This is a genomic window from Gluconobacter sp. P5E10 (assembly GCF_018812145.1).
Lineage (GTDB): Bacteria > Pseudomonadota > Alphaproteobacteria > Acetobacterales > Acetobacteraceae > Gluconobacter > Gluconobacter cerinus.
Map to the genome: position 1 here is coordinate 88,705 of NZ_JACRVZ010000004.1, position 19,892 is coordinate 108,596.

18 protein-coding genes are annotated in these 19,892 nt (G+C 50.1%); 7 read left to right on the forward strand and 11 right to left on the reverse strand.

The features are described 5' to 3' along the window. Positions 1-4: 4 nt before the first annotated feature. The 8 genes from KP707_RS09250 to KP707_RS09285 form a co-directional block, all read right to left on the reverse strand. Positions 5-1,201, reverse strand: a complete 1,197-nt coding sequence (locus tag KP707_RS09250; protein WP_211503114.1) for a serine hydrolase — start codon at positions 1,199-1,201, stop codon at positions 5-7. A gap of 30 nt (positions 1,202-1,231) precedes the next feature. Next, the gene (locus KP707_RS09255; protein WP_244974248.1) at positions 1,232-1,996 is read right to left on the reverse strand and encodes a GntR family transcriptional regulator; all 765 of its coding nucleotides are present in this window, start codon (positions 1,994-1,996) and stop codon (positions 1,232-1,234) included. A 5-nt stretch (positions 1,997-2,001) separates the two neighbouring features. Beyond that, positions 2,002-2,931, reverse strand: coding sequence for an N-acetylmuramic acid 6-phosphate etherase (locus tag KP707_RS09260; protein WP_211503113.1), 930 nt, complete (start codon positions 2,929-2,931; stop codon positions 2,002-2,004). A 5-nt stretch (positions 2,932-2,936) separates the two neighbouring features. Continuing rightward, positions 2,937-4,460, reverse strand: coding sequence for a sodium:solute symporter (locus KP707_RS09265; protein WP_249202919.1), 1,524 nt, complete (start codon positions 4,458-4,460; stop codon positions 2,937-2,939). Between the two features lie 203 nt (positions 4,461-4,663). Next, complete coding sequence (locus tag KP707_RS09270; protein ID WP_211503111.1) at positions 4,664-7,030, reverse strand: TonB-dependent receptor; 2,367 nt, start codon at positions 7,028-7,030, stop codon at positions 4,664-4,666. Positions 7,031-7,395: 365 nt separating this feature from the next. Next, positions 7,396-8,010 (reverse strand): nitroreductase family protein, encoded by a 615-nt coding sequence (locus KP707_RS09275; protein WP_211503110.1) that lies wholly within the window; start codon positions 8,008-8,010, stop codon positions 7,396-7,398. Between the two features lie 27 nt (positions 8,011-8,037). After that, the gene (locus KP707_RS09280; protein ID WP_211503109.1) at positions 8,038-8,763 is read right to left on the reverse strand and encodes an ABC transporter ATP-binding protein; all 726 of its coding nucleotides are present in this window, start codon (positions 8,761-8,763) and stop codon (positions 8,038-8,040) included. Further along, the gene (locus tag KP707_RS09285; RefSeq protein WP_211503108.1) at positions 8,760-9,599 is read right to left on the reverse strand and encodes an ABC transporter permease; all 840 of its coding nucleotides are present in this window, start codon (positions 9,597-9,599) and stop codon (positions 8,760-8,762) included. Before KP707_RS09285 ends, KP707_RS09280 begins: the two co-directional genes overlap by 4 nt. Before the next feature lie 262 nt (positions 9,600-9,861). Between KP707_RS09285 and KP707_RS09290 the strand changes: the two genes are divergently transcribed. Further along, on the forward strand, positions 9,862-11,034 hold the full coding sequence (locus tag KP707_RS09290; RefSeq protein ID WP_211503107.1) for an acyl-CoA dehydrogenase family protein: 1,173 nt from the start codon (positions 9,862-9,864) through the stop codon (positions 11,032-11,034). A 20-nt stretch (positions 11,035-11,054) separates the two neighbouring features. On the opposite strand, the gene KP707_RS09295 is transcribed toward KP707_RS09290, so the two are convergent. Both KP707_RS09295 and KP707_RS09300 read right to left on the reverse strand, forming a co-directional pair. Further along, entirely contained in the window at positions 11,055-11,870 is an 816-nt protein-coding gene (locus KP707_RS09295) for a class II aldolase/adducin family protein (RefSeq protein WP_306792306.1), read from the reverse strand. Between the two features lie 24 nt (positions 11,871-11,894). After that, positions 11,895-13,001, reverse strand: coding sequence for an LLM class flavin-dependent oxidoreductase (locus KP707_RS09300; RefSeq protein WP_211503105.1), 1,107 nt, complete (start codon positions 12,999-13,001; stop codon positions 11,895-11,897). A 137-nt stretch (positions 13,002-13,138) separates the two neighbouring features. Here KP707_RS09300 and KP707_RS09305 point away from each other — a divergent pair, with 137 nt between their 5' ends. From KP707_RS09305 to KP707_RS09330, 6 genes are all read left to right on the forward strand, one after another. Then, entirely contained in the window at positions 13,139-14,023 is an 885-nt protein-coding gene (locus tag KP707_RS09305) for a LysR substrate-binding domain-containing protein (RefSeq protein ID WP_215769415.1), read from the forward strand. Positions 14,024-14,134: 111 nt separating this feature from the next. After that, the gene (locus tag KP707_RS09310) at positions 14,135-14,677 is read left to right on the forward strand and encodes a flavin reductase (RefSeq protein WP_211503103.1); all 543 of its coding nucleotides are present in this window, start codon (positions 14,135-14,137) and stop codon (positions 14,675-14,677) included. A gap of 563 nt (positions 14,678-15,240) precedes the next feature. Further along, the gene (locus KP707_RS09315; RefSeq protein ID WP_099212967.1) at positions 15,241-15,963 is read left to right on the forward strand and encodes a response regulator; all 723 of its coding nucleotides are present in this window, start codon (positions 15,241-15,243) and stop codon (positions 15,961-15,963) included. Then, entirely contained in the window at positions 15,960-17,360 is a 1,401-nt protein-coding gene (locus KP707_RS09320; RefSeq protein ID WP_211503102.1) for a cell wall metabolism sensor histidine kinase WalK, read from the forward strand. Before KP707_RS09315 ends, KP707_RS09320 begins: the two co-directional genes overlap by 4 nt. Before the next feature lie 223 nt (positions 17,361-17,583). Further along, the gene (locus tag KP707_RS09325; RefSeq protein WP_211503101.1) at positions 17,584-17,946 is read left to right on the forward strand and encodes a hypothetical protein; all 363 of its coding nucleotides are present in this window, start codon (positions 17,584-17,586) and stop codon (positions 17,944-17,946) included. A 74-nt stretch (positions 17,947-18,020) separates the two neighbouring features. Next, on the forward strand, positions 18,021-18,728 hold the full coding sequence (locus KP707_RS09330) for a DUF3313 family protein (protein WP_211503100.1): 708 nt from the start codon (positions 18,021-18,023) through the stop codon (positions 18,726-18,728). A gap of 77 nt (positions 18,729-18,805) precedes the next feature. Here the strand turns inward: KP707_RS09330 and KP707_RS09335 are convergent, their stop codons facing one another. Beyond that, complete coding sequence (locus tag KP707_RS09335; RefSeq protein WP_211503099.1) at positions 18,806-19,819, reverse strand: LacI family DNA-binding transcriptional regulator; 1,014 nt, start codon at positions 19,817-19,819, stop codon at positions 18,806-18,808. Positions 19,820-19,892: the final 73 nt, after the last annotated feature.

Genomic DNA, 19,892 nt, shown 5'->3' on the forward strand with positions numbered 1-19,892 from the left:
TGCTTTAGGCCCTGTTGTAGAGACCGAGTGCATGCGCGGCTTCCGTGGCAATATCGTATCGAAGCTGAGAGACATTCCCGCTCCCATTCGGGTGGACCCTGTTGGTTAAGATTAAGACGTATGAATCACTGGCCGGGTCGATCCAAAGCGACGTTCCAGTGAAACCTGTGTGACCGAAGGACGTGTCAGAGAAAGAGCTGCCTCTGGGCGAGGAGTAATGCGTCGCAATATCCCATCCAAAGCCACGAAGTTCTGTTTTTCCTTGTGGTTGTTGTGGGGAGATCATCTGTTGCAGAGTTTCCCGCCGGAGTGGAAATGCACTCGGCCTGCCCGCAATCCGATCCAGCAATGCTTGTGCGTACAGGCACATGTCATGAGCGTCTGAGAAGAGACCTGCGTGCCCGGCCACTCCGCCCATACGACGCGCAGTGGGGTCGTGTACCACGCCACGAAGCATCATGCCGTGTTCATCATATTGTGTTGGAGCGATGATCATTTTGAGTGATGGATCAGGCGAATAGCTGGATTTTGTCATCCCCAGAGGACTCAGAATTTCCTTTTGAACGTAGGCGTCCAGAGAAAGCCCGCTGACTTTCTCGATCACAAGTCCCAGCGTGATAAAGTTGATATCACTGTAAACAAATTTCTCGGCTGGGGGATTGGCCAGCGAAGAAGTCATCGCACGACGAACGGCTTCGGCTTTACCATACCACGCATCGTCCAAAGACAGGTCCGGTGGCAAGCCGGAATAGTGCGTCAGGAGCAGGCGTATCGTGACAGGCGCTTTCCCATTCGCTGCAAAGGCGGGTAAATAACGGCTGACAGGTTCGTCCAGGCCCACTTGGCCCCGTTCGACAAGTTGCATGATAGACAATGCTGTCATGGTAGGCTTGGTCAAAGACGCCATATCAAAGCGCGTATCCCAGGTCATCGTTTCTCGATCCGGAACCAATGCTCGGTTGCCGCAAACGTAACGATGTACAATCTGCCCCTGATGCCCGACTGCGAGAACAATCCCCGGTACCTCACCTTTCCGGGTTGCTCGCTGCGCCAGGGTATCTACTTGCAAGAACCTGTCGTCTGAAGATTGAGCGCAAGCAGACAGACCGCCACAGACCAATGTTGCGGTGCCCGTCAGAAAAGTGCGCCGACTTGTAACAGCTAGGTTGCGTTTGGACGATGAAGGATTGGGACTTTTCATCCTGCTTTTATCTCCTGAAAGACCACACGGTCAGCCACGCTCTGCTGATGTTCGGAGTTCCACGACAAAGTCATAGAGATCGGCGCGATAGCATGAGAATGTCACCTCAAGTATTCGTCCATCCGCCAAAAAAGATCTGCGTTCAATTTCAAGAATGGCACTTGGCTGCACAAGGTGGAGGAGCTCCGCCTCTTGAGTAGTCGCCATTCTGGCACGAATGCGCTGAAGAGCCCGGACAGGCAACAGGCCTCGCTCTTTCAAAGCCTCATAAAATGAATCTTTGACCAGCTCGGGAGATGCCAGATCCCTGCGAGAAATAACGGCAGTCTCGATGGCCAGAGGTTCCCCATCTGCGGTTCTGATCCGCTTGAGGCGAAGTACGGGTGCGCCCGGAGCCATACCCATTGCCATTGCTTCGTCCGGGCTGGCTCCAGCCATGCGCTTGCCTAGCCAGATCGAGCCAGGTTCGTAGCCCCTCGCCCGCATATCTTCGGAAAAGCCCATCAAAGCAGACAGGGGTTGCTGGATGCGTCGGGTGACAAAGGTTCCGGCACCCGGGCGTTGAGTTAGAAGTCCCGCATTTACCAGCTGCTCCAAGGATTTGCGGACTGTCACTCGTGAAACACCGGTGAACTCTGCAATTTCCCGCTCCGGGGGAACAGCATCGCCACCCTTAAGGGCTCCACTCTCAATCAATTCCCTTAATTGCTCAGCAAGTTGCAAGTAGAGAGGCTTGCGGTCTGCGGGATCAGGCGTCAGTGCAGCGAACAGCTTTTGGGAACTCATCACGTGCATGAAAATTACTCGTGTTCCTGGCGGGACATAAGAACAGCGCGCAAATTGCCTTCGTGGGCAACAAGGGCACTTTCGGCGTCGTCAATTGTCATGCCAGACCGAACGAGCACGGCCCGCTTGACGTTTTGACCACTCACTGCAAGTGCATCAGCGATTTCCGATGAAGTTCCGCCCGCTAACAAGTGTACCATCTGTGCCGCTCGTCTTTCCAGTTTTGCATTGACGACGCGCATGTCCACCATCTGCCCCCGGTAGCAATGACCCATCTGAATCATGAGCGTAGTGGACAGAAGATTTAGAGCCGCTTTTTGTGCCGTCCCTGCCTTCAAACGCGTTGACCCTGCAATAACTTCGGGACCCGTGACGATGCTGAGACCCATCTCTGCCTCCCTGAGAAGTCGACCAGCTGGATTGGAGCTTATGCCGACAGTCAGCGAGCCCATTTCTCTGGCGGCTGCAATCGCGGCACACGTGTAGGGTGTTGCACCACTTGCTGCGATCCCGAGGACAACATCATTCGGCCCTGGAGTGTGAGACAATATCTCGGCACGAGCCGTATCCTCGCGGTCTTCCGCGCCTTCCACAGCTTCGAAAAGCGCTTTGGTCCCTCCGGCCAGCATGAGAACCAGACGCTCAGGCTCCCACCCAAACGTAGGTGTGAGTTCTACACCGTCCTGAAGCCCGACACGCCCAGACGTACCGGCACCCACGTAAAAAAGGCGCCCTCCTGCCCGTAGCCGAGGGAGTGCTGCAGCTACGATTTTCGCAATTTGCGGGACAGACGTTTTAACAACTGCTGTTGCGGACATCTGGGCTTCCGCCAGTGCGTCCAGAATGGAACTGGCCGGCCAAAGGTCAACGTCCACATAACGGGGGTCCTGAGATTCCGTGCCAGAAGAAACCTTTGAAAGGTTATTGGGGTCCTTGATGGCCATGATTGTCAGTCCTTTGAAGTGTCGGGAGCGGACGGAAAGTGTTGGAGCCCGCCTTTTGTGAACATTATTGAAATAGATCCCGATATGAGCATCAGGGTAATTCCTAACGGCACTAACCAGGGAAAAGCCACGTGCCAGTTATAATACTGTAATGCCCCCATCATGACGGCCATGCCTGCCAGAGAAACAAAAAATCCCGTTAACGCATCTTTCAAGCGTGCTGATGGATACAGCATTCCAAACAGGAACGTGCCTAGTGTTGGCCCATAAGACCATCCTGCGATTGTTAAGCCCAGAATGACCGCTGATTCTCGGCTTCCTGTGAACCACAGCGCAGTCAACACAAGGGCAAGGCTGCACACTAACGTTAGTACTCTCGGTGCGAACAGCTTACCCTGCCCTAAATTTAAGCGTGTTTGGCAAGTCTGAAGGGCACGTGCAGGTAAAGGGCCAAAATCCGTTAAAACAGCACTCGCCATTGCGTTCAGTGTAGATGATAGCGACCCCATCGTCGCGCTCAGTACACCTGCCAGGAGCAATCCGCCTAAGCCGGCCGGTAGCCCTGAAACAATAAAAGTCGGGAAAAGGTCGTCGGGAGAGTGCAGTCCCAGAGACATGAGCGAGGTGCCTCCGTTGCGTATCCAGAGCTGCACGCCGATCAGGGAAAGGATCCCGAATAAAAACGCGATAACAATTGCACTTCCCATCAGTGCAAAGCGCGCATCTCTCAAGCTGCGTGCAGCCAAAAGGCGCTGAACCATGAGTTGGTCAGTTCCATGAGAGGCAACTGAGAGAATAGCCCCTCCGACTAACGCAGCTAACAGCGTAAAGGGATCAGATACCAAATTGCCCATAGTCAGGTGATGAAAAGGTGTCAGATGCCCTGATCTCCAGGCACTGGACCAGCCTTCAGGAGAGATCTCGTTATTCAGCAGTACAACACAGATGACTGCGCCAAAAAGATAAATGCATAGCTGAATAGTATCAGACCACACGACCGCGCGAAGACCACCCATCATCGTATAAGTCAGCGTAAATACCATAATGATGCCCATGACTAAGGCGCGGTTTATGCTAATCCCTTCATGATCAAGCATCCACATGATTGGGATAAGCCCTGCCGATAACCGAACGCCTTCCGCAAGCAGTCGGGTTATCAGAAATGCGGCTGACGCGGCTCGCTGCAATCCAGGACCGAAGCGATGGCCCAGATACTGGTATGCACTCGTCATGAGCCCCTGTGCATACAGCGGTAAAAACCATATGGTCACAATTAAACGGCCAATAAAATATCCTGCCGCGAGCCCCAGAAATACCATACCGCTTCCATAACTTACTCCCGGAATGCTGATGAATGTCAGGGTCGAGGTCTCGGTAGCGACCAAAGACAGGCAGATCGCCCACCACGGCAGGTCATGAGCGGCTGAGAGGAAATCTCCGGATGACTTCTTTTGGCGGGAAAGCGTGATCGCCAGGACAGGCAGTGCAATGAAATAAGCACAGATTACAGCAATATCGGCAAACTGCATGAATGTTTCCTCGTAAACCTCAATTGCCATAGAACCTTAATAATACCAAAAAAATACCTGATAACTCACTCCTGCCCTTCTCATCAGATATGGAAACACGCATTTAAGCTCTACTTTAGATCTCTGTTTGAAATTGCTCATGCGATCGATGAGCGCTTGGGATAGTCTTGAACATTTCCAGAGCGCTCATTTTTTCGCGTGTCTCAAAATCCAGAGGAGACCGAGACAATTCCTGCAAATCCACCTGCGACGTTGTAGGTTGGTGCGCTGGCGGCAATCGCTGTGCCATACACGCCTGTCGTGGCATGAGCGTTTGTTGCAACAGAATACGTTGAAGAGAGGTAGCCCTTGTTACCAAGCCCAAGATTAACCAAATTCAGCTGAATTTGCGGGCGATGCAGGAAACCAACAGACTGAAATCTGTAGCCAAAATTCATATTCAGAGTTTCATATGCTGGCATCTTCTCATCGTTCATGAATGTGGAGTATTGACTTCCAACATAGTTGAACAAAAGGCCACCAAAGGCGCTGCCATTATCATACAAAATTCCGACAGATGCTGTGAATTCTGGCGTATTGACAGCCAGTTTTCCCTTGGTTCTCAGATAGTCACCGCTGGACGCTCTCAAGTTATTATCGATCGTCGCGTGGATATACTGTCCTGAGATATATGGGCTTAAATGATGCCAAGGCTTCAATCCCAGTTCAATAGTTGCTCCGCGAGATGTTTGTCCACCACCATTAATGGATGAACTCACTCGCGTTCCGCCCACAACTTCTGTCGTAGAAACCTGACGGTTTGTAAAATTGTAATTAAATAGGGCAATATTGACGTTTACAAAGCCATGATGGCGATATCCCAGCTCTTCAGAAATTGCGTATTCTGGCTTTAGATTTTGTGCATGGCCACGCGTCTGTTTGCCGGTGGCGACGCTGATAAAATCAGCGTAGCTCGGCCACCCAGCAGGTTCGGCAAAGCCCGTTGTTCCGTTAACGAAAATTTGGTCATTCGGTGTGATCTGATAACTTGCCATCACTTGAGGAAGCGGCACGGCATCGCTATTGCCATTTCTGTATGAGGGTAGCCCAGGCATGATTTGCGTGAGTTGTCTTGTAATCATGCTTTCTTTGAATGCGGCAGAAAGCTTTAAGCGGTCATTTAGCGCACTATATTCATCGACAATATAGGCTGTATTGGTCTGCTGCATAAAGTTTATATTGTAACTGTGCAGCACGTCTCCCGCCGCAGAAACAACCGGGTATTTTCCAGACATGCTGGCGATACTACCGTTCGCATCCGCCGCAGCATATGTTGCAGCTTCGGGCTGCGCAAAATATGCGTACCAGTACCCGACCGTTAGGGTGTTGTGACCATGTTTCCATGACAACGAGGCATTGAGCCCGGCATTGTTCTCTTTGAACGTGTCCGTAATCGAAACGGGGAAAGAACCGTTATAAGATGGGGATACGTTCAGGTTCCCGGCTGGAATGTTTCCGTAATAGCTGCCAGTGTTGCTCAGACTGCTACCGACGTCTCCATACCCATCGGAATGCATGTAATAAGGGGTCAGGTTGGCAGTCAGTTGATGTCCCAAGTCAAAATGCATCGGAGCGCCAATCGTAATGGCGTTTCGGACGTTCTGCTGGAAACGGTAATAATTGGCGCTGCCTGGGATATAGTCCTTTTCCCAGTTAAAATTGGTACCGTACTGCTTCCACTGAGTCAGTGTCGGGAAGCGCGGATAGAAACTGGTCGTGGTGTTGTATGAAACCAGTAGTTCCGCCCCGCTATGTCCCCACTCTTTTACGGTCTTATTGTCCATATGGTAGCGGGTTGTGTAGCCCGGACCACGCCAGTCTTCTGCATGTGTATGGGAAAAAGACGCATAGGATCGGATGCCGGTATGTCCGATTTCTCCGGTATCTATCCGAAAAAATTCACGGTCCAGGCTGTAGGACCCCCCGCTGAAGTCTGCATAGCCACCAGCATGATCTGAAGGCGTTCGCAGAGTCTGTGTCAGTTCACCACCGACAGCATTATACAGGGGAGATGTAGGTGAAGCTGAGCCTTGCGTTAGGTCTACGCGAGCCAGGTTTTCATTATCTACGTTCTGCGTTGTGTAAAGCTTGTAATTCGACGGGTCCGCAGCAGGAATTCCGTCCATCAGATAGCCAATTTCCGTTTGTGCCATTCCTCGAACCGTAAGGTTGATGCGTTGATCATCAAGTCCGAGTGGATCATTTCGCCCAACGGCCACACCCGGCATGCTGGCAATCATGGATGCGGTATTCTGCGTCGGCGGCTGATGCGCAATAAAGTCTCGAGCAAAGGCACTCCGGGCCTTGGGGACTGTCTGAACAGGCATCATACCCGCTCCAGCCGAATGCCCGCTTGCTCCATCGGGAGCATTCTTCGCCGTGACCTTTACTTCTTCAGCGTCACCCGAAGCGGAAATGGATTTTTCCTTTTTATTTTCGGATGCAGCCTGCGACGTAGATTTTGCCTCTACGGAAGCTGTCGCCCAAACGGCACACCCTACCCCCAGCATAAGAACCTTACGATAACGCATCGTTCTCTCTCCCAAGCCTCAGCCCGTCATAGCTAAACCATGAATAATACCTTTTTAATACCTATTAATTACGATTGTAAACCGATTCTGCCTTTGGCTCCTTGGTACTGAATTTTTTTGACATAAGAGGGAATATATTTTTAGGAAAACCTCAAAAGAACAAATTTATTGGTTTAATAAAGTAATTTATGCTATAATTACCAATTATATAAAATAAACAATGGAAGTAAATTTCCATAACTATCCATATTTATTTTTATTGAATAAATTATTATCGATATGGTATGTATAATTATTTTTTAAACTATAAGAGAATGATGCGGCTTACTCGCAAAATACCCCTCGCGAGAGGTAACCCAACGTGATCAGTCTTCAGATTTTTCCGACGCGTTGAAATGCCCTTCAAACGCCAGTTCGTTAAGACTGACTCGACTGGAGGGCTGCTCACGTTTCAGCAGTTCCTCTGAGAGGTTCTCCCCATTCGCCTGCTTTCCAATGACCAATGCTGCATGAAGCTGATAGTCTTCCGGTAATTCAAGGCCTGCATGGGCGAGATCATGATCAAAGCCACTGATAGGATGAACGGCCCACCCTGCTTGAGATGCTTGTAACTGAACAAGCACAGAAGCCGCGCCGGCATCAAATGCGTGCGTCGTTAGAGGAGATGGCTCGCCAGTTCGACTTGAAATTGTAATCGTTCTGGATGCGACAAACACGATAGCCGATGCGTTTTCTGCCCATGACCGGTTAAACGGGATTAACCACGATAGAAAACGCTCCCATTCTGGCGTGTTACGCCGAGTATAAATGAAACGCCACGGCTGACTATTATACGCTGAAGGTGCCCACCGTCCTGCATCGAGAAAGGCCAGAAGATCCTGAGGATCAATGTCTACCGGGCTAAAAGACCTTGGAGACCAGCGATTAAGGATGAGCGGTTCGACAGAAGAGTGAGCAATGCGCTCAGGAGCGGTCGTCATAAATATAGCCTTTTAAAAAAGAAATGCTCATGCACCATGAACACCTAGCGCATTGAGCAAGGTCGTCCGGAGAGCCTCAAAACCACTATCCGAGTGTTTTCTTGGCCGTGAAAGAGGGATTGGAAGATCGACCTGGATCTGCCCTTGTTCGAGCACAACGGCTCGATCTGCAAGTAACAGCGCCTCATCCACATCATGCGTGACAAGAAGAACAGCGCACCCATGTTTCTTCCAGAGGTCGGCGACCAATTGCTGCATTTTCAGACGTGTGAGTGCGTCAAGGGCCGCAAAGGGTTCATCCAGCATGAGAAAGGCAGGTTCCCGCACAAGTGCCCTAGCTAGGGCAGCCCTCTGCGCTTCACCACCAGAAAGGGTCGCAGGCCATGCATTGGTTCGATGTGACAGCCCCACTTCTTCCAAAACGGCTTCTGCACGCTGCCTGGTACCCACGTCTTCTTGGCCTAGAACAATATTTTTCCAGACCTTTTTCCAAGGCAGAAGCCGAGATTCCTGAAAAACGACCGAAACGCGTTGTGGTCTGCTCACAATGCCCTCTGTCACTGGATCAAGTCCTGCAAGTGTCCTCAGGAGAGTTGATTTTCCTGAGCCGCTATGCCCGAGCAACGCTACAAATTCGCCTGGAGCTATGGCCAGATTGAGCCGGTCCAACACGGGAGGGCCGCCGTCGAAGCGCTTTGTCAGTTGTTGGATGCTAACTGCTGTTTCTTGTGGAGCAGTTTTCAAAGCAGTCATGTCGTGCGCTTCTTTTCATTGCTGGGGCGCCAGGCCAGGAATATGGCTTCCAGAAAGCGGATAATTTGATCTGACAGAAGGCCGAGCAACCCGTAGACGAGAAGTCCGACCAGAATGATGTCCGTGCGCATGAAATCCTGCGCATCCATCATCATATGGCCAATCCCGCTTTCGGCATTCACCTGCTCTGCAACTACAAGCATCATCCAGGAAACCCCTACGGCGTACCGCAAGCCTGTCAGGAAATCTGGTAGCGCTCCCGGTAGAAAAAAGTCCCTGATTGTCTGCCAGCGTGACAGGCCTAGTGTGGACCCCATCTCCAGAAGTTTAGGGTCAATGGAGCGAATTCCACTGTGGAGATTCAGATAGATCGGAAATATGGCGCCTAGCGCGACGAGCAGAATTTTAGGCGTTTCACCAATTCCAAACCACAGGATGAATAACGGAACCAGCGCCAGCGCAGGAAGGGTACGTAATATCTGTAGGGGCGCATCGACAATGTCCTCACCTACTTTGGACAGGCCTGAGAGAAGAGCCAGCAAGACGCCTAAAATGAGGGCTAGTCCTAACCCACTTGCAGCCCGCAGAAGGGAGACACCAAGATTATATGGCAACGTTCCGTCACGGGTGAGTGCCCATCCTGTGACAGCTATCTGAACAGGAGATGAGACGAGTCGCGTTGACAAGAAACCTGAGGAGCACGCTGCCTGCCAGCAACAGACCAAAAAAACGGGGGACGCGTATCTCCGCAAAGACGCAAGGCTTGCAAACGACAATGGCCCTTTTGGAACTTCGGTGGCGCTTCGCGTCTCGGTCAAGACGACGGTGTCTGACATTGGCTTGCTCCACAACCGAAAGAAGCAATGATTGTTTCAACTCTGCGCGGAGATGTCAGATGAATATTCTAAATGTGAGAGTTTTACAGGACTTGACGATCGTCACGCGACCTTTCCTGCCCGACACACTGGCGTGTGCAGCTTTTGTAACGGGATAATCCAGAAAGGAGAGCGTGTGTTGTGCGGGATATTTTCAGCCCTCGGTTTCCGTGTCCCGTCAAAGATGTTGTAATCTCGGCCGGACTAAGATCGGAGATCCCCCATGGGTGACAAGCCATTTTTAGAGCACTGCCTCCCAGAGGGCATGGACGAGGTTCTCAAAAAGCTCACTCCATTGTTCGAAGAGCGGGCTGCGCGGTATGACCGGAGTGGCAACATTTCCCTCGAGAACCTTCAGGATCTTCAAGATGCAGGTTTTTTATCGCTCGCTCTTCCCAGAAGCGCAGGCGGACAAGATATTTCACTGAGCGCGATAATCAGGATTGTCGGACAGATCGCTCAGGGAGACCCTTCAACCGCGCTTATTCTGGCAATGCAATATCTTCAAACCGCAGCTTTTGCTCATTCGTCCGAGTGGTCGGAAGAGGTCAAACAGGAGTTATTCGAGAGCGTTCTTCAGGAAGGGGCGCTTATCAATGCTCTGCGTGTAGAGCCGGAGTTAGGAACGCCTGCCAGAGGCGGTTTGCCAGCTACGACTGTCAGTCAGCGCGGACAAGCCTGGTGCATCAGCGGCCGCAAAATCTTCTCAACAGGCTCAACTGCCCTGCAATGGGGAATTGTCTGGGCCAAAACGGACGGGACTGATCCCAAGGTTGGTCCTGTCCTGGTTCCGCTTGATCTTCGAGGTGTCCGCATTGAGAAAAGCTGGCACCAGATGGGTATGCGCGCGACCGGAAGCCATACAATCATCTTTGATAATGTGGAAATTCCAGAGCGATACCTTGGTCTGCTCTCAGCCCCTGCGTCAAATGAGGGTAGCCCTACTGTAGCCATCGCCAGTTGGCATGCCATTGTTGTTGCTTCGCTGTATAATGGTATTGCTGTAGCGGCCCGTAATTGGCTGATTAACTTCCTGCACCAGCGCGTCCCTTCTAATCTAGGGGCGTCTCTAGCGACTTTGCCGCGGTTCGAGGTTCTTCTTGGCGAAATCGACGCACTGCTCCTTTCTAATGCCGGCCTCATCGACCAAGCCCTTCAGCTCCAAGAGCAAGGTATGGAAATCACCATACTGGCGGGTTTAACCAAGCACTCGGTCACTGAGAACGCCATCCTTGCCGTGGGTAAGGCGGTGGCAGCCATTGGGAATCCAGGTCTAAGCCAAGATAATCCTTTGGAACGCCACTATCGGAACGTCCTGTGTGGGCGAATTCATACGCCTCAGGGAGATAGCGCTCTTCTGGCGGCTGGCCGCGAAGCACTGAAAAAACAAAACTAGATTCGTTGGGATCGTTTGGGTCAGTCAAAAAGGTCAGGCTCAAGGGCCACAATCCAGTCCCACAGGGGCTGAAACGAGTAATAGGCGCCTTCTGCGCTCCCCACCTGCCCGGCAGTCAGTTTTGCAATGTCTGGTGCGATGAGTTTTAGAGGGCCAGCAGCCTGTGCCAGAAGCTGTGTGTGTGCAGCGTTATCCATGGCTAAAAACCACCAGGCTACGGCTTCCACGGTAGGTCCTGCGGTCAGAAGGCCGTGGTTTTGCAGTATGAGGGCTTTTTTACTGCCCAGAGTTCGCGCAAGGCGATCGCCTTCCCCGTCATCCAGAACGACCCCGCTGAAGGGATTGAAGATTGCATGATCTTCATAAAACGAGCAGGCATCCTGAGTGATCGGAAGGAGTTCGGTTCCCAAGGCGGAAAAGGCCTTCCCGTATGTCGAGTGGGTGTGTGCAGCAGCAATGATGTCGGGTCTGGCACGGTGAAGCGCAGAATGAATAGTGAATCCAGCCGTGTTGATAGGTCGCTGTCCAATCAGGATATTGCCGTCGTGGTCTACCAATTGAAGATCCGAAACCCGGATTTGCGAAAAATGGACAGCGAGGGGGTTGATCCAGTATTGATCCGGAAATTCCGGATCTCGCGCGGTAACATGGCCAGCCAGGCCTTGATCAAATCCATATCGACTGAATAATCGAAATGTTGCGGCCAACCGCTGTTTTCGATGAAGACGTTCTTCTTCAAAAGTTTGTGCGGGCATCCGAGGCTGCAAATGGAAAGTTCTTTTCCTGAAGCCATTTTCAGAGCTTCTAATATTTTGTGATTTGGTAGTCATAATCATTTTCCCACACTGAAATAATTTCGTCTATTTTCTTGAAATTTTCATCCCTTCTTCACCGTTGAGGTGATCTTCTTTTTCAATCAAGGCATGCACTCGGGGTAAAAGATCCCGGCCATATTCAAAAGCATCTATGATTGGATCAAAACCCCGGATCAAAAATGACGAGATTCCCAGGCGATAGTAATCAAGAAGCGCATCAGCAACCTGATCTGGCGTTCCGACAAGGGAGGTTGAATTTCCTTTTGCGCCTGTCAGAGCGGCGAGGCCGGTCCAGAGGCGTTTATCCAGCCGCACCCCTTGCGCAGCGGCGGCTAATAGTCGACGGGACCCCTCATTTGGAATGCATGTGGCCCGGATGTAACCCGTCTCGTTCTGAAGAGACCGGGCTTTGGCAAGAATATAGTCCGCTTTGGCCCAAGCCTTCTCTTCCGTATCCGCCAGGAGGGGACGCAACGACAGCGAGAAACGAATGGGCCGTCCCGCCTTATCCGCAATAGCGCGTACCCGAGCGATGGTTTCCCGTACTTGCTCGTACGTTTCTCCCCAAAGTGCATAGACATCTGCCTGCTTTCCGGCGGCAGCGATGGCTTCGTCTGAAGAACCGCCAAAATAGATTGGGATGGTGTGACCCTGATAAGGCAATACGCGTGATTGACCGCCATTCACGCGATAAAATTGGCCCTGATAATCAAAGGGGGAATGACTGCTCCATTCCTGCCGTAGGATTTCTATATATTCGTTCGTCCGGGCGTAGCGCTCAGCTTTGGTCGTGTGGTCTCCGTCAGCCTGGAGTTCAATATCGCTTCCACCCGTGATGATATGCACGGCAGCACGTCCACCGCTGATGTGATCAAGAGTTGCAAACTGTCGGGCTGCAAGCGTGGGAGCTGTGAAGCCAGCACGATGCGCGACCATGAGTCCAAGACGTTCTGTCGTGGCTGCAATGTGCTGTGAAAGCAGAATGCTGTCAGGAGAGTTTGAATGGAAGGCTACCAGAACCCTGTCAAAGCCAGCAGCTTCATGGGTTTTTGCCGCAGCTTCAACATGAGCAAGATCAATGATTGGGCCATGAGCCGGAATGATCTCTGAATGATTGCGACTGCCAACAAAGCCGATGAAGTCCACAGGCACGGCACAGTCTCCTTAAAAAACGATATTATATTGTTGTATTGACAATATACACTTTTTTGTACGTCATGACTCAAGTGAAAAATATAAATACAACTACATAATATAGTTTTATGTCTTGTTCGCCTTGGAGTGTTGCTATGTCCACCTCTTCTCTGCCCCAGCGCATGGCACGCAATGTTCCGACTGAGCTTCTGCGTTCTTTTGTCGCAATTGTTGAAGCTGGTTCCATGGCTCAGGCGACCGAAACCATTTTTCTGACTCAGTCAGCTTTAAGCCTTCAGATGAAGCGTTTGGAAGACGTGCTTCAACAAAAGCTGTTCAGACGTGATGGACGAAAGCTGGTTCTGACGCCTGCGGGTGAAGAATTGGTGGCATATGCCAGGCAGCTTCTCACTCTCAATGACCGTATCATGCATAAACTTGGGCATGTTTCTGATCCTGAGCCGATAACCGTTGGGATGGTGCAGGACTTTGCCGACACGCTCCTGCCAGATGTTTTGGCGCGTTTTCGACTGGAACATCCCCGGTGCCGTCTGACAATCCGCGTAGGCGGCTCAGTGGAGTTGCTGGAGATGTTTGACCGCTCCCGGCTGGATATTGTCCTGTGCCTTGGCCAACACGGCGATCGACCCAACTCAAGCTGGCGTATTGTCGGGCATGATAAAATGGTTTGGATAGGAGATCCCAGCACTTTGGATCAGCCTGAAATTCCTCTGGTTTTGCTGGAGCCGCCATGCCGTTTCAGGGATGCCGCGCTTGGAMCCCTAGCGAAGGCCCGCCGTGATTATCGCATCGTTCTCGAAACGCCACACCTTCCTGCCATGCGTGCCGGTGTCCGGAGCGGCTTGGGTGCCAGTTGCCGAACGCGTCGCTTTGCTGCTGCGGAGGGGCTTTCTACTCTTCCTGCCGGATTACTTCCCGAAGTCCCCGAAATTGAGACGATTTTGATTCAAAGAAACGGCCTGCCCGATGCGGCTCAAGATCTGGCGGAGCTACTTGTGCAGGCAGCTTCTGACCAATGAGCAAAGCCGAGGTACCACAGGCAGCAGGCTTTCTGGTGCCTCGTGAGGCCCTTGCCATTTTCTTCGGCAGATATGCCGTCCTGAACCCTAAAGCTAGTAAAGGTAGTTTTCATGCCAAATAACCCTGCCGCTGCGTTGCTTCCCGAGCATAGTTCTTCCCATGTCAGTCAGGAAGAGTTTCGCGAGGCAATGAGCCTACTTGGGGCACCAGTCGTTCTGGTTACGACAGACGGCCCTGGTGGACGCCAAGGCCTCACGGTTTCAGCCATTAGTAGCGTCAGCGATACCCCGCCGACAGTGCTTGTCTGCCTGAATCGCAGCAATCGATCGCATCGGTCTTTTTTGCAGAACGGTATTGTAGGAATTAGTGTGTTGTCGCCAAATCATAGCGACCTAGCACGCGTATTTGCGAGCCGGTCTCTTGATGCTCAAGAGAAATTTTCTCACGGTACGTGGGAAATTGGTGAAACTGGTGCTGCGCTTTTGTCAGACGCTCTTGTAACGCTTGATTGTGTGATACGAACGATACATAGCGCCGGAACACATGATGTGCTCTTTTGCGAAGTTCAGTCCATATATAACAACTCTGAAGCCGAACATGGCCTTACGTGGTTTTCTCGTGACTTTCATCACCTGCCGATCAAGAAGCAGTAAGAGCTATCAAGGTCATTTCTAACGCGCTCCCGTACTTGCGACACGCGCATATCACGGGGATGCGTTGGATAAAATCCTAAGTATAATATTAATTATTAACAGAGTAGCTTTCTAAAGCGTCTTTCTTCGATTGTTCAATGGTGTGGTAAAATTCAAGAAAAAATTTTCCGATAATATGCTTGATAACTGATATTTTTTCAAAATAAAGATAAATATTAAATGGATTATTTATAACATCCATTGTGCACAAAGCTATGTATGCTATGCATCCAAAATTAACCTTAAAAATCGCAACTCGCCCCAGCATAATAGCACCTTTTTCTACAAATTCTTAGGGCCAACCTGAAGGAAGGACTACCTTTAGCCGTTGTAGTAGCGATTGTTTTCGATGAGATGTCCGTAATATGTCAGCTTAGAAATGCTATACCTTTTAGATATCAAAACGGCACTTGATGGATTGAAAGGCAAAAGGAAATTGTGGATGAGAGGAATATGTCCGTGCTGAAATAATTTGCTCACATAAGAGACATCATCAGGATGATCTCACATGCTATCAAGACTGGATGACTGTGATGCCTCATCTCCTTATCGTGGATGACGACAAGGACATTCTCGCCTTGTTGACAAACTTTCTCGGTAAACATTCCTATACCGTGTCCATAGCTGAAGATGGCGTAGCCATGTTCTCCGCAATATCGGCAGGAAATGTTGATCTGGTCATTCTAGATATCATGCTACGCAATGAAGATGGCTTTAGCCTCTGTCGTCGGCTGAGAACGTCCTCGAATGTACCAGTCATCATGCTCTCTGCTATGGCAGAACATACGGACCGGGTCGTCGGTTTGGAAATCGGAGCGGACGATTATCTGACAAAGCCGTTCGATCAGCGTGAGCTTCTTGCCAGAGTTAAAGCAGTTTTGCGGCGAACATCCGGCAAGCATGAAATTTCATCTGAGAATGAAGCACGTCCCCTCCTGGCATTTGGGGGCTGGCGCTTGGACGTCGCGCGCCGTGAACTGCGATCCGAAGATAATGCCCTGGTTCTCCTGTCAGGTGGAGAATTCGAGCTTCTGTTAGCTTTGGTAGAGCATCCGCAGAGGGTTCTTACCAGAGATCAGCTTCTGGATTTTGCCCGGGGACGAAACCACACGGCCTATGACCGCAGCATCGATGTGCAGATCAGTCGTCTACGGCATAAACTTGAAGATGACCCTAAAAATCCGACCGTAATTCGTACTGTTCGGAATGGAGGGTATTTATTTTCCCCTGCGGTCAAACGTTTATGAAACGCCGTCTGTGGTTTGAAGACACCATTACCCTTCGTCTCGTCACTACCGTTGCACTTGCAGCCGCTACGACAATTGGTTTTCTCCAGTTATTCTTCATGTTTGGCGGGTATTGGGCAGCACCCAATATTGAACAAACCGGACTTTTACAGGAAGTTGCTACAGTAAGCCGCGTAATCAGTGCTGCCCCACAGTTTGATCGCGTCAAGCTTTCTAGTGCAGCTTCAACTGAGAGGCTGACGTTTGAGTGGTTTGAAACGGGAAGCAATACCGCAAAGGCCCTTGAAACGGCACATTATAAGCCTTCCGAAGTTCAGTCCGGGGAACAATTGATTTCTTCATTCATCGGAAATACAGCGCGGCGCCTTGATGCATTCTCGATAGAAAACCCTGTTTCCGCAACGGAGGGTATTCGTGTTGATAAGCGCAAATACCCGAATGCGACTTTTCTGGCTCTACAACTCCAGGACGGTAGCTGGCTTCTTTGCTCCGCGCTTGTGCGTAGTTGGGGCTTTTACGCCCGCGAACGCCTTCTTTTAGAACTCACAATTCTCGTATCATGGATTATCGCAGTATCGCTTATTGCCTCACGTCAACTATCCCAACCGATTGAGAAACTTGCAAAAGACGTGGGCCGTTACGGCGCTAAACCATATACTGCCCCCATTCCGGAAACCGGGCCCCGGCAATTACGGTTGGTTGTAAGAACGATCAACGCCATGCAGGCACAGATTCAGAAATTCATTGCTGACCGTACAACCATGCTCGCAGCGATTTCTCATGATCTGAGAACACCCTTGACCCGTATTCGTCTAAGAGGGGAGTTCATCGAAGACCCTGAGCAGCAGGCAAAGCTGTTTCGTGATGTTGATGAAATGCAGGCGATGATTGATGGCGCGCTCTCTTTCTTTCGTGACGATGCCATAAGTGAAAATATTACAGTATTTGATCTCCCCGGAATTTTGCATACGATTGTCAATGATTTTGCGGACCAGAATATTTCAATAAACTACATCGGCCCAGTCCGCGCGACATGCCAAGGTCGACCATTTGCTCTCAAGCGTGTTTTTACCAATCTGGTAGAAAATGCGATCAAATACGCTACTCCGCCGACGATAGAGTTGATATGCACCAAAGAGCGGTACATCGTCTCCATTCGAGATAAAGGCCCTGGCATTCCTGAGAGTGCGATCGAGCGAATATTTGAGCCCTATTTTAGGGTTGATAAATCCCGCAACCGAGAAACTGGCGGGGTGGGCCTGGGTCTTACATCGGCTTTATCAATTGTTCAGGCTCATGGCGGCTCAATTGATGTTTGCAATCATGTCGAAGGCGGCCTTGAAGTACGTGTCAGTCTGCTTAATCAGAGTTCTATTTTCTTGCCCACATCAAAATAGTTTCAAGTAAAAATTCTACGGATATAATTCATTCTAATTTTAGAAAAATATTATCTTATGTATCAATTTTGAAATAATAGAGAGATATTTTAGAAATCCTTATCTTGTAGATTAACGACATAGAGGGTCCTCGATATTACCTTTGAGGTAATCCTCTCTTGTAGTCTATATTCTGGTGAGGTTTATTCAATGGAATTATCTGTTTCATCCTTTCTTGGTAAAAATGGCTGAGCAGATGCGCTGTAAATTCGCCATGGCGGCCTACTTACGATTTCTCGGCTATTTGTTTTGCATCAACGCTATGAGTTTTGCGTTCACCGTACATGCTAAATCACCAGATAAATGCCCTGAGACAGTAGTTCAGAAATCAGGCTTTGCGTCCTTAGATGCAGATCATGATGGTCGTCTTTCTTGGCCAGAATTTAGAATTGCGCTTGAGACGATCATCCGTTGCAAAAACGGTATACACGCACGCGAATTCAAAGCACTTCCAGAGCCACAACAGGAATCTATTCTACTCTATTTCTTCTTTGCCATGGATCCGCAGCAAAAAGGATTTGTAAGCGAATCCAACTGGAAACCTTAAAGAGAAAAAACAACAATATTTTCTCTTTTTATAAATAGAAACGCAAAACCAAACTTAATAGAAGGAAAATATCCATGTTAAGAGTAGTGAAAAATACCGTGCAATTAGGAACCTCCATACTCCTGTTTCTGGACATAACGGGCTGCGCTGGACAGAAAGTAACGCATTCAGGTTTTCTACCGGAAGAGACCTACACTGAAATGACACCCCAAAAAGGGCATGTGGATGACCATATCTACGTAAAGCCTGGCTTGGAGGCTTCTAAATACAAAATTGCGGTGATTGATCCTGTTGCATGGCACCCTGTTGCCAACGCGCCTCACCTCAAACCCGAAGTAGCTGCACGTATGACTGATGCGTTCACTACAGAAATTAGAAAGCAGGTCGGAACGATCTATAACGTCGTCGATGCATCAACATGCGCACCTTGCACAGGCGCAATACATATTCGCGCTGCAATTACAAATATTCGCCGTAGTAAATGGTACTACAACGCTATTCCTGTCGTTGCAGGGTTTGCCGCAGGTGCCGCCGGAGGTGGTATGCCTCCCATTCCTCCGCCGTTCCCAGGCGGTGCTAGCGAAGAACTCATTGCGGTAGATGGTTCTAATAACGAAACACTTGTTGCTATCGCTACGTATAATAATGGCATGCCATGGAACATGATGGGACAATGGCTACCATATGCCCACGCAAAACGTGCATTCCACCTTGCCTCGACTCTGTTAGTAGAAGAATTCAAAAAGAGTGGGGCAACGGTTATTCCTACAGAAAAAAAATAAAGAACCTGTGGCATCATCAGGACCAATCTTGATGATGCCAACTTTACATAATGCTACGGATTAATACGGATACCTACTCAGGTAGACTGCCGCACCAGTAGGGATGGCACTAACGCTGCAAGGGTGGGTTTCAGTATTTTTTTGTTCCAGATATCATTTAACATTCGAACAGCAATACATCCCATCTCAGAAGATGGCTGTGATGATGTTGTGAGCGAAGGCGTTGTGAACGCCGTATAATCAAGGCCATCGTAGCCTGCTATTGCTACGTCTGCAGGCACCTTCAGTCCGGCATTCTGAACTTCATGCAGGAAGCCGAAAGCCAATGAATCACTGCAGCAGATGACAGCCGTTGGCCGTGTCCTGAGTTTCAGAAATGCTTGTGCAGCGCGTTTCCCAGATTGTAGATCGAATGGACCCCCTTCCAGTCTGACGAGGTCCGCTAAAAGGCCTAATCTTTTCAGGTAGCTGGTAGTCGCTTGAAATCGTATTTGCTCATGGGTGGTCTCGCGTGGTCCAGAGACGAAAGCAAAATGACGATGACCGCGTGCAGCCAAATGATCCACAATTTCCGAGAATGCCTGTTTTTCCTCTGCTACCACGCTAACAAGGCCATAGGATGTCAAATCGTTCAATACACTGATAACAGGAAGGACGTGTTCTTTCGGTCTGAACGCATGAGGCGTTGTCCATTTCTCTGCTGCGAGAAGTAATACCCCGTCTACCGTTCCAGCTCTTAAAAATTTGGTAGCATCGTCAGACGAGACCGCCTGACTTAGATTTTGTTGCAGCATTACGCTCAATCCGTGAGCTTCGGCCTCTTCGCAAATTCCTCGAAGAACTTCAGTAAAAACGGGCGAGATCGGTTGTCCTGGAAAGGTCGGAATTAGCACCATGATGGTGTCCGTTTTTCCAAGGATTAGATTGCGAGCTGCGGCATTGCCAACGTACCCCAGTTGCGCGGCCACTTCTTGAACAAGCAGGCGTGTCTCCTCACTCACGCGCTCCGGATTTGAGAGTGCACGACTGACTGTGGAAACATTCAGGCCGGTTTTCTTTGAAATGTCAGAAAGCTTAACGCGCCCGTTCAATGCCTTGCCTCATGCCTGCGTCTACCGCGCGGGTTCATACCTTGCATGAGCTCTTATAATAATCCCGTTTAGA

Excerpts from the sequence above, each read along its gene's own strand:
- KP707_RS09325 (WP_211503101.1), top strand. The coding sequence starts at position 17,584 with ATGGCTGAGCAGATGCGCTGTAAATTCGCCATGGCGGCCTACTTACGA.
- KP707_RS09285 (WP_211503108.1), bottom strand. The coding sequence starts at position 9,599 with ATGTCAGACACCGTCGTCTTGACCGAGACGCGAAGCGCCACCGAAGTT.
- KP707_RS09320 (WP_211503102.1), top strand. The coding sequence starts at position 15,960 with ATGAAACGCCGTCTGTGGTTTGAAGACACCATTACCCTTCGTCTCGTC.
- KP707_RS09315 (WP_099212967.1), top strand. The coding sequence starts at position 15,241 with ATGACTGTGATGCCTCATCTCCTTATCGTGGATGACGACAAGGACATT.
- KP707_RS09255 (WP_244974248.1), bottom strand. The coding sequence starts at position 1,996 with ATGCACGTGATGAGTTCCCAAAAGCTGTTCGCTGCACTGACGCCTGAT.
- KP707_RS09290 (WP_211503107.1), top strand. The coding sequence starts at position 9,862 with ATGGGTGACAAGCCATTTTTAGAGCACTGCCTCCCAGAGGGCATGGAC.
- KP707_RS09295 (WP_306792306.1), bottom strand. The coding sequence starts at position 11,870 with ATGATTATGACTACCAAATCACAAAATATTAGAAGCTCTGAAAATGGC.
- KP707_RS09280 (WP_211503109.1), bottom strand. The coding sequence starts at position 8,763 with ATGACTGCTTTGAAAACTGCTCCACAAGAAACAGCAGTTAGCATCCAA.
- KP707_RS09330 (WP_211503100.1), top strand. The coding sequence starts at position 18,021 with ATGTTAAGAGTAGTGAAAAATACCGTGCAATTAGGAACCTCCATACTC.
- KP707_RS09265 (WP_249202919.1), bottom strand. The coding sequence starts at position 4,460 with ATGCAGTTTGCCGATATTGCTGTAATCTGTGCTTATTTCATTGCACTG.
- KP707_RS09275 (WP_211503110.1), bottom strand. The coding sequence starts at position 8,010 with ATGACGACCGCTCCTGAGCGCATTGCTCACTCTTCTGTCGAACCGCTC.
- KP707_RS09270 (WP_211503111.1), bottom strand. The coding sequence starts at position 7,030 with ATGCGTTATCGTAAGGTTCTTATGCTGGGGGTAGGGTGTGCCGTTTGG.
- KP707_RS09310 (WP_211503103.1), top strand. The coding sequence starts at position 14,135 with ATGCCAAATAACCCTGCCGCTGCGTTGCTTCCCGAGCATAGTTCTTCC.
- KP707_RS09250 (WP_211503114.1), bottom strand. The coding sequence starts at position 1,201 with ATGAAAAGTCCCAATCCTTCATCGTCCAAACGCAACCTAGCTGTTACA.
- KP707_RS09260 (WP_211503113.1), bottom strand. The coding sequence starts at position 2,931 with ATGGCCATCAAGGACCCCAATAACCTTTCAAAGGTTTCTTCTGGCACG.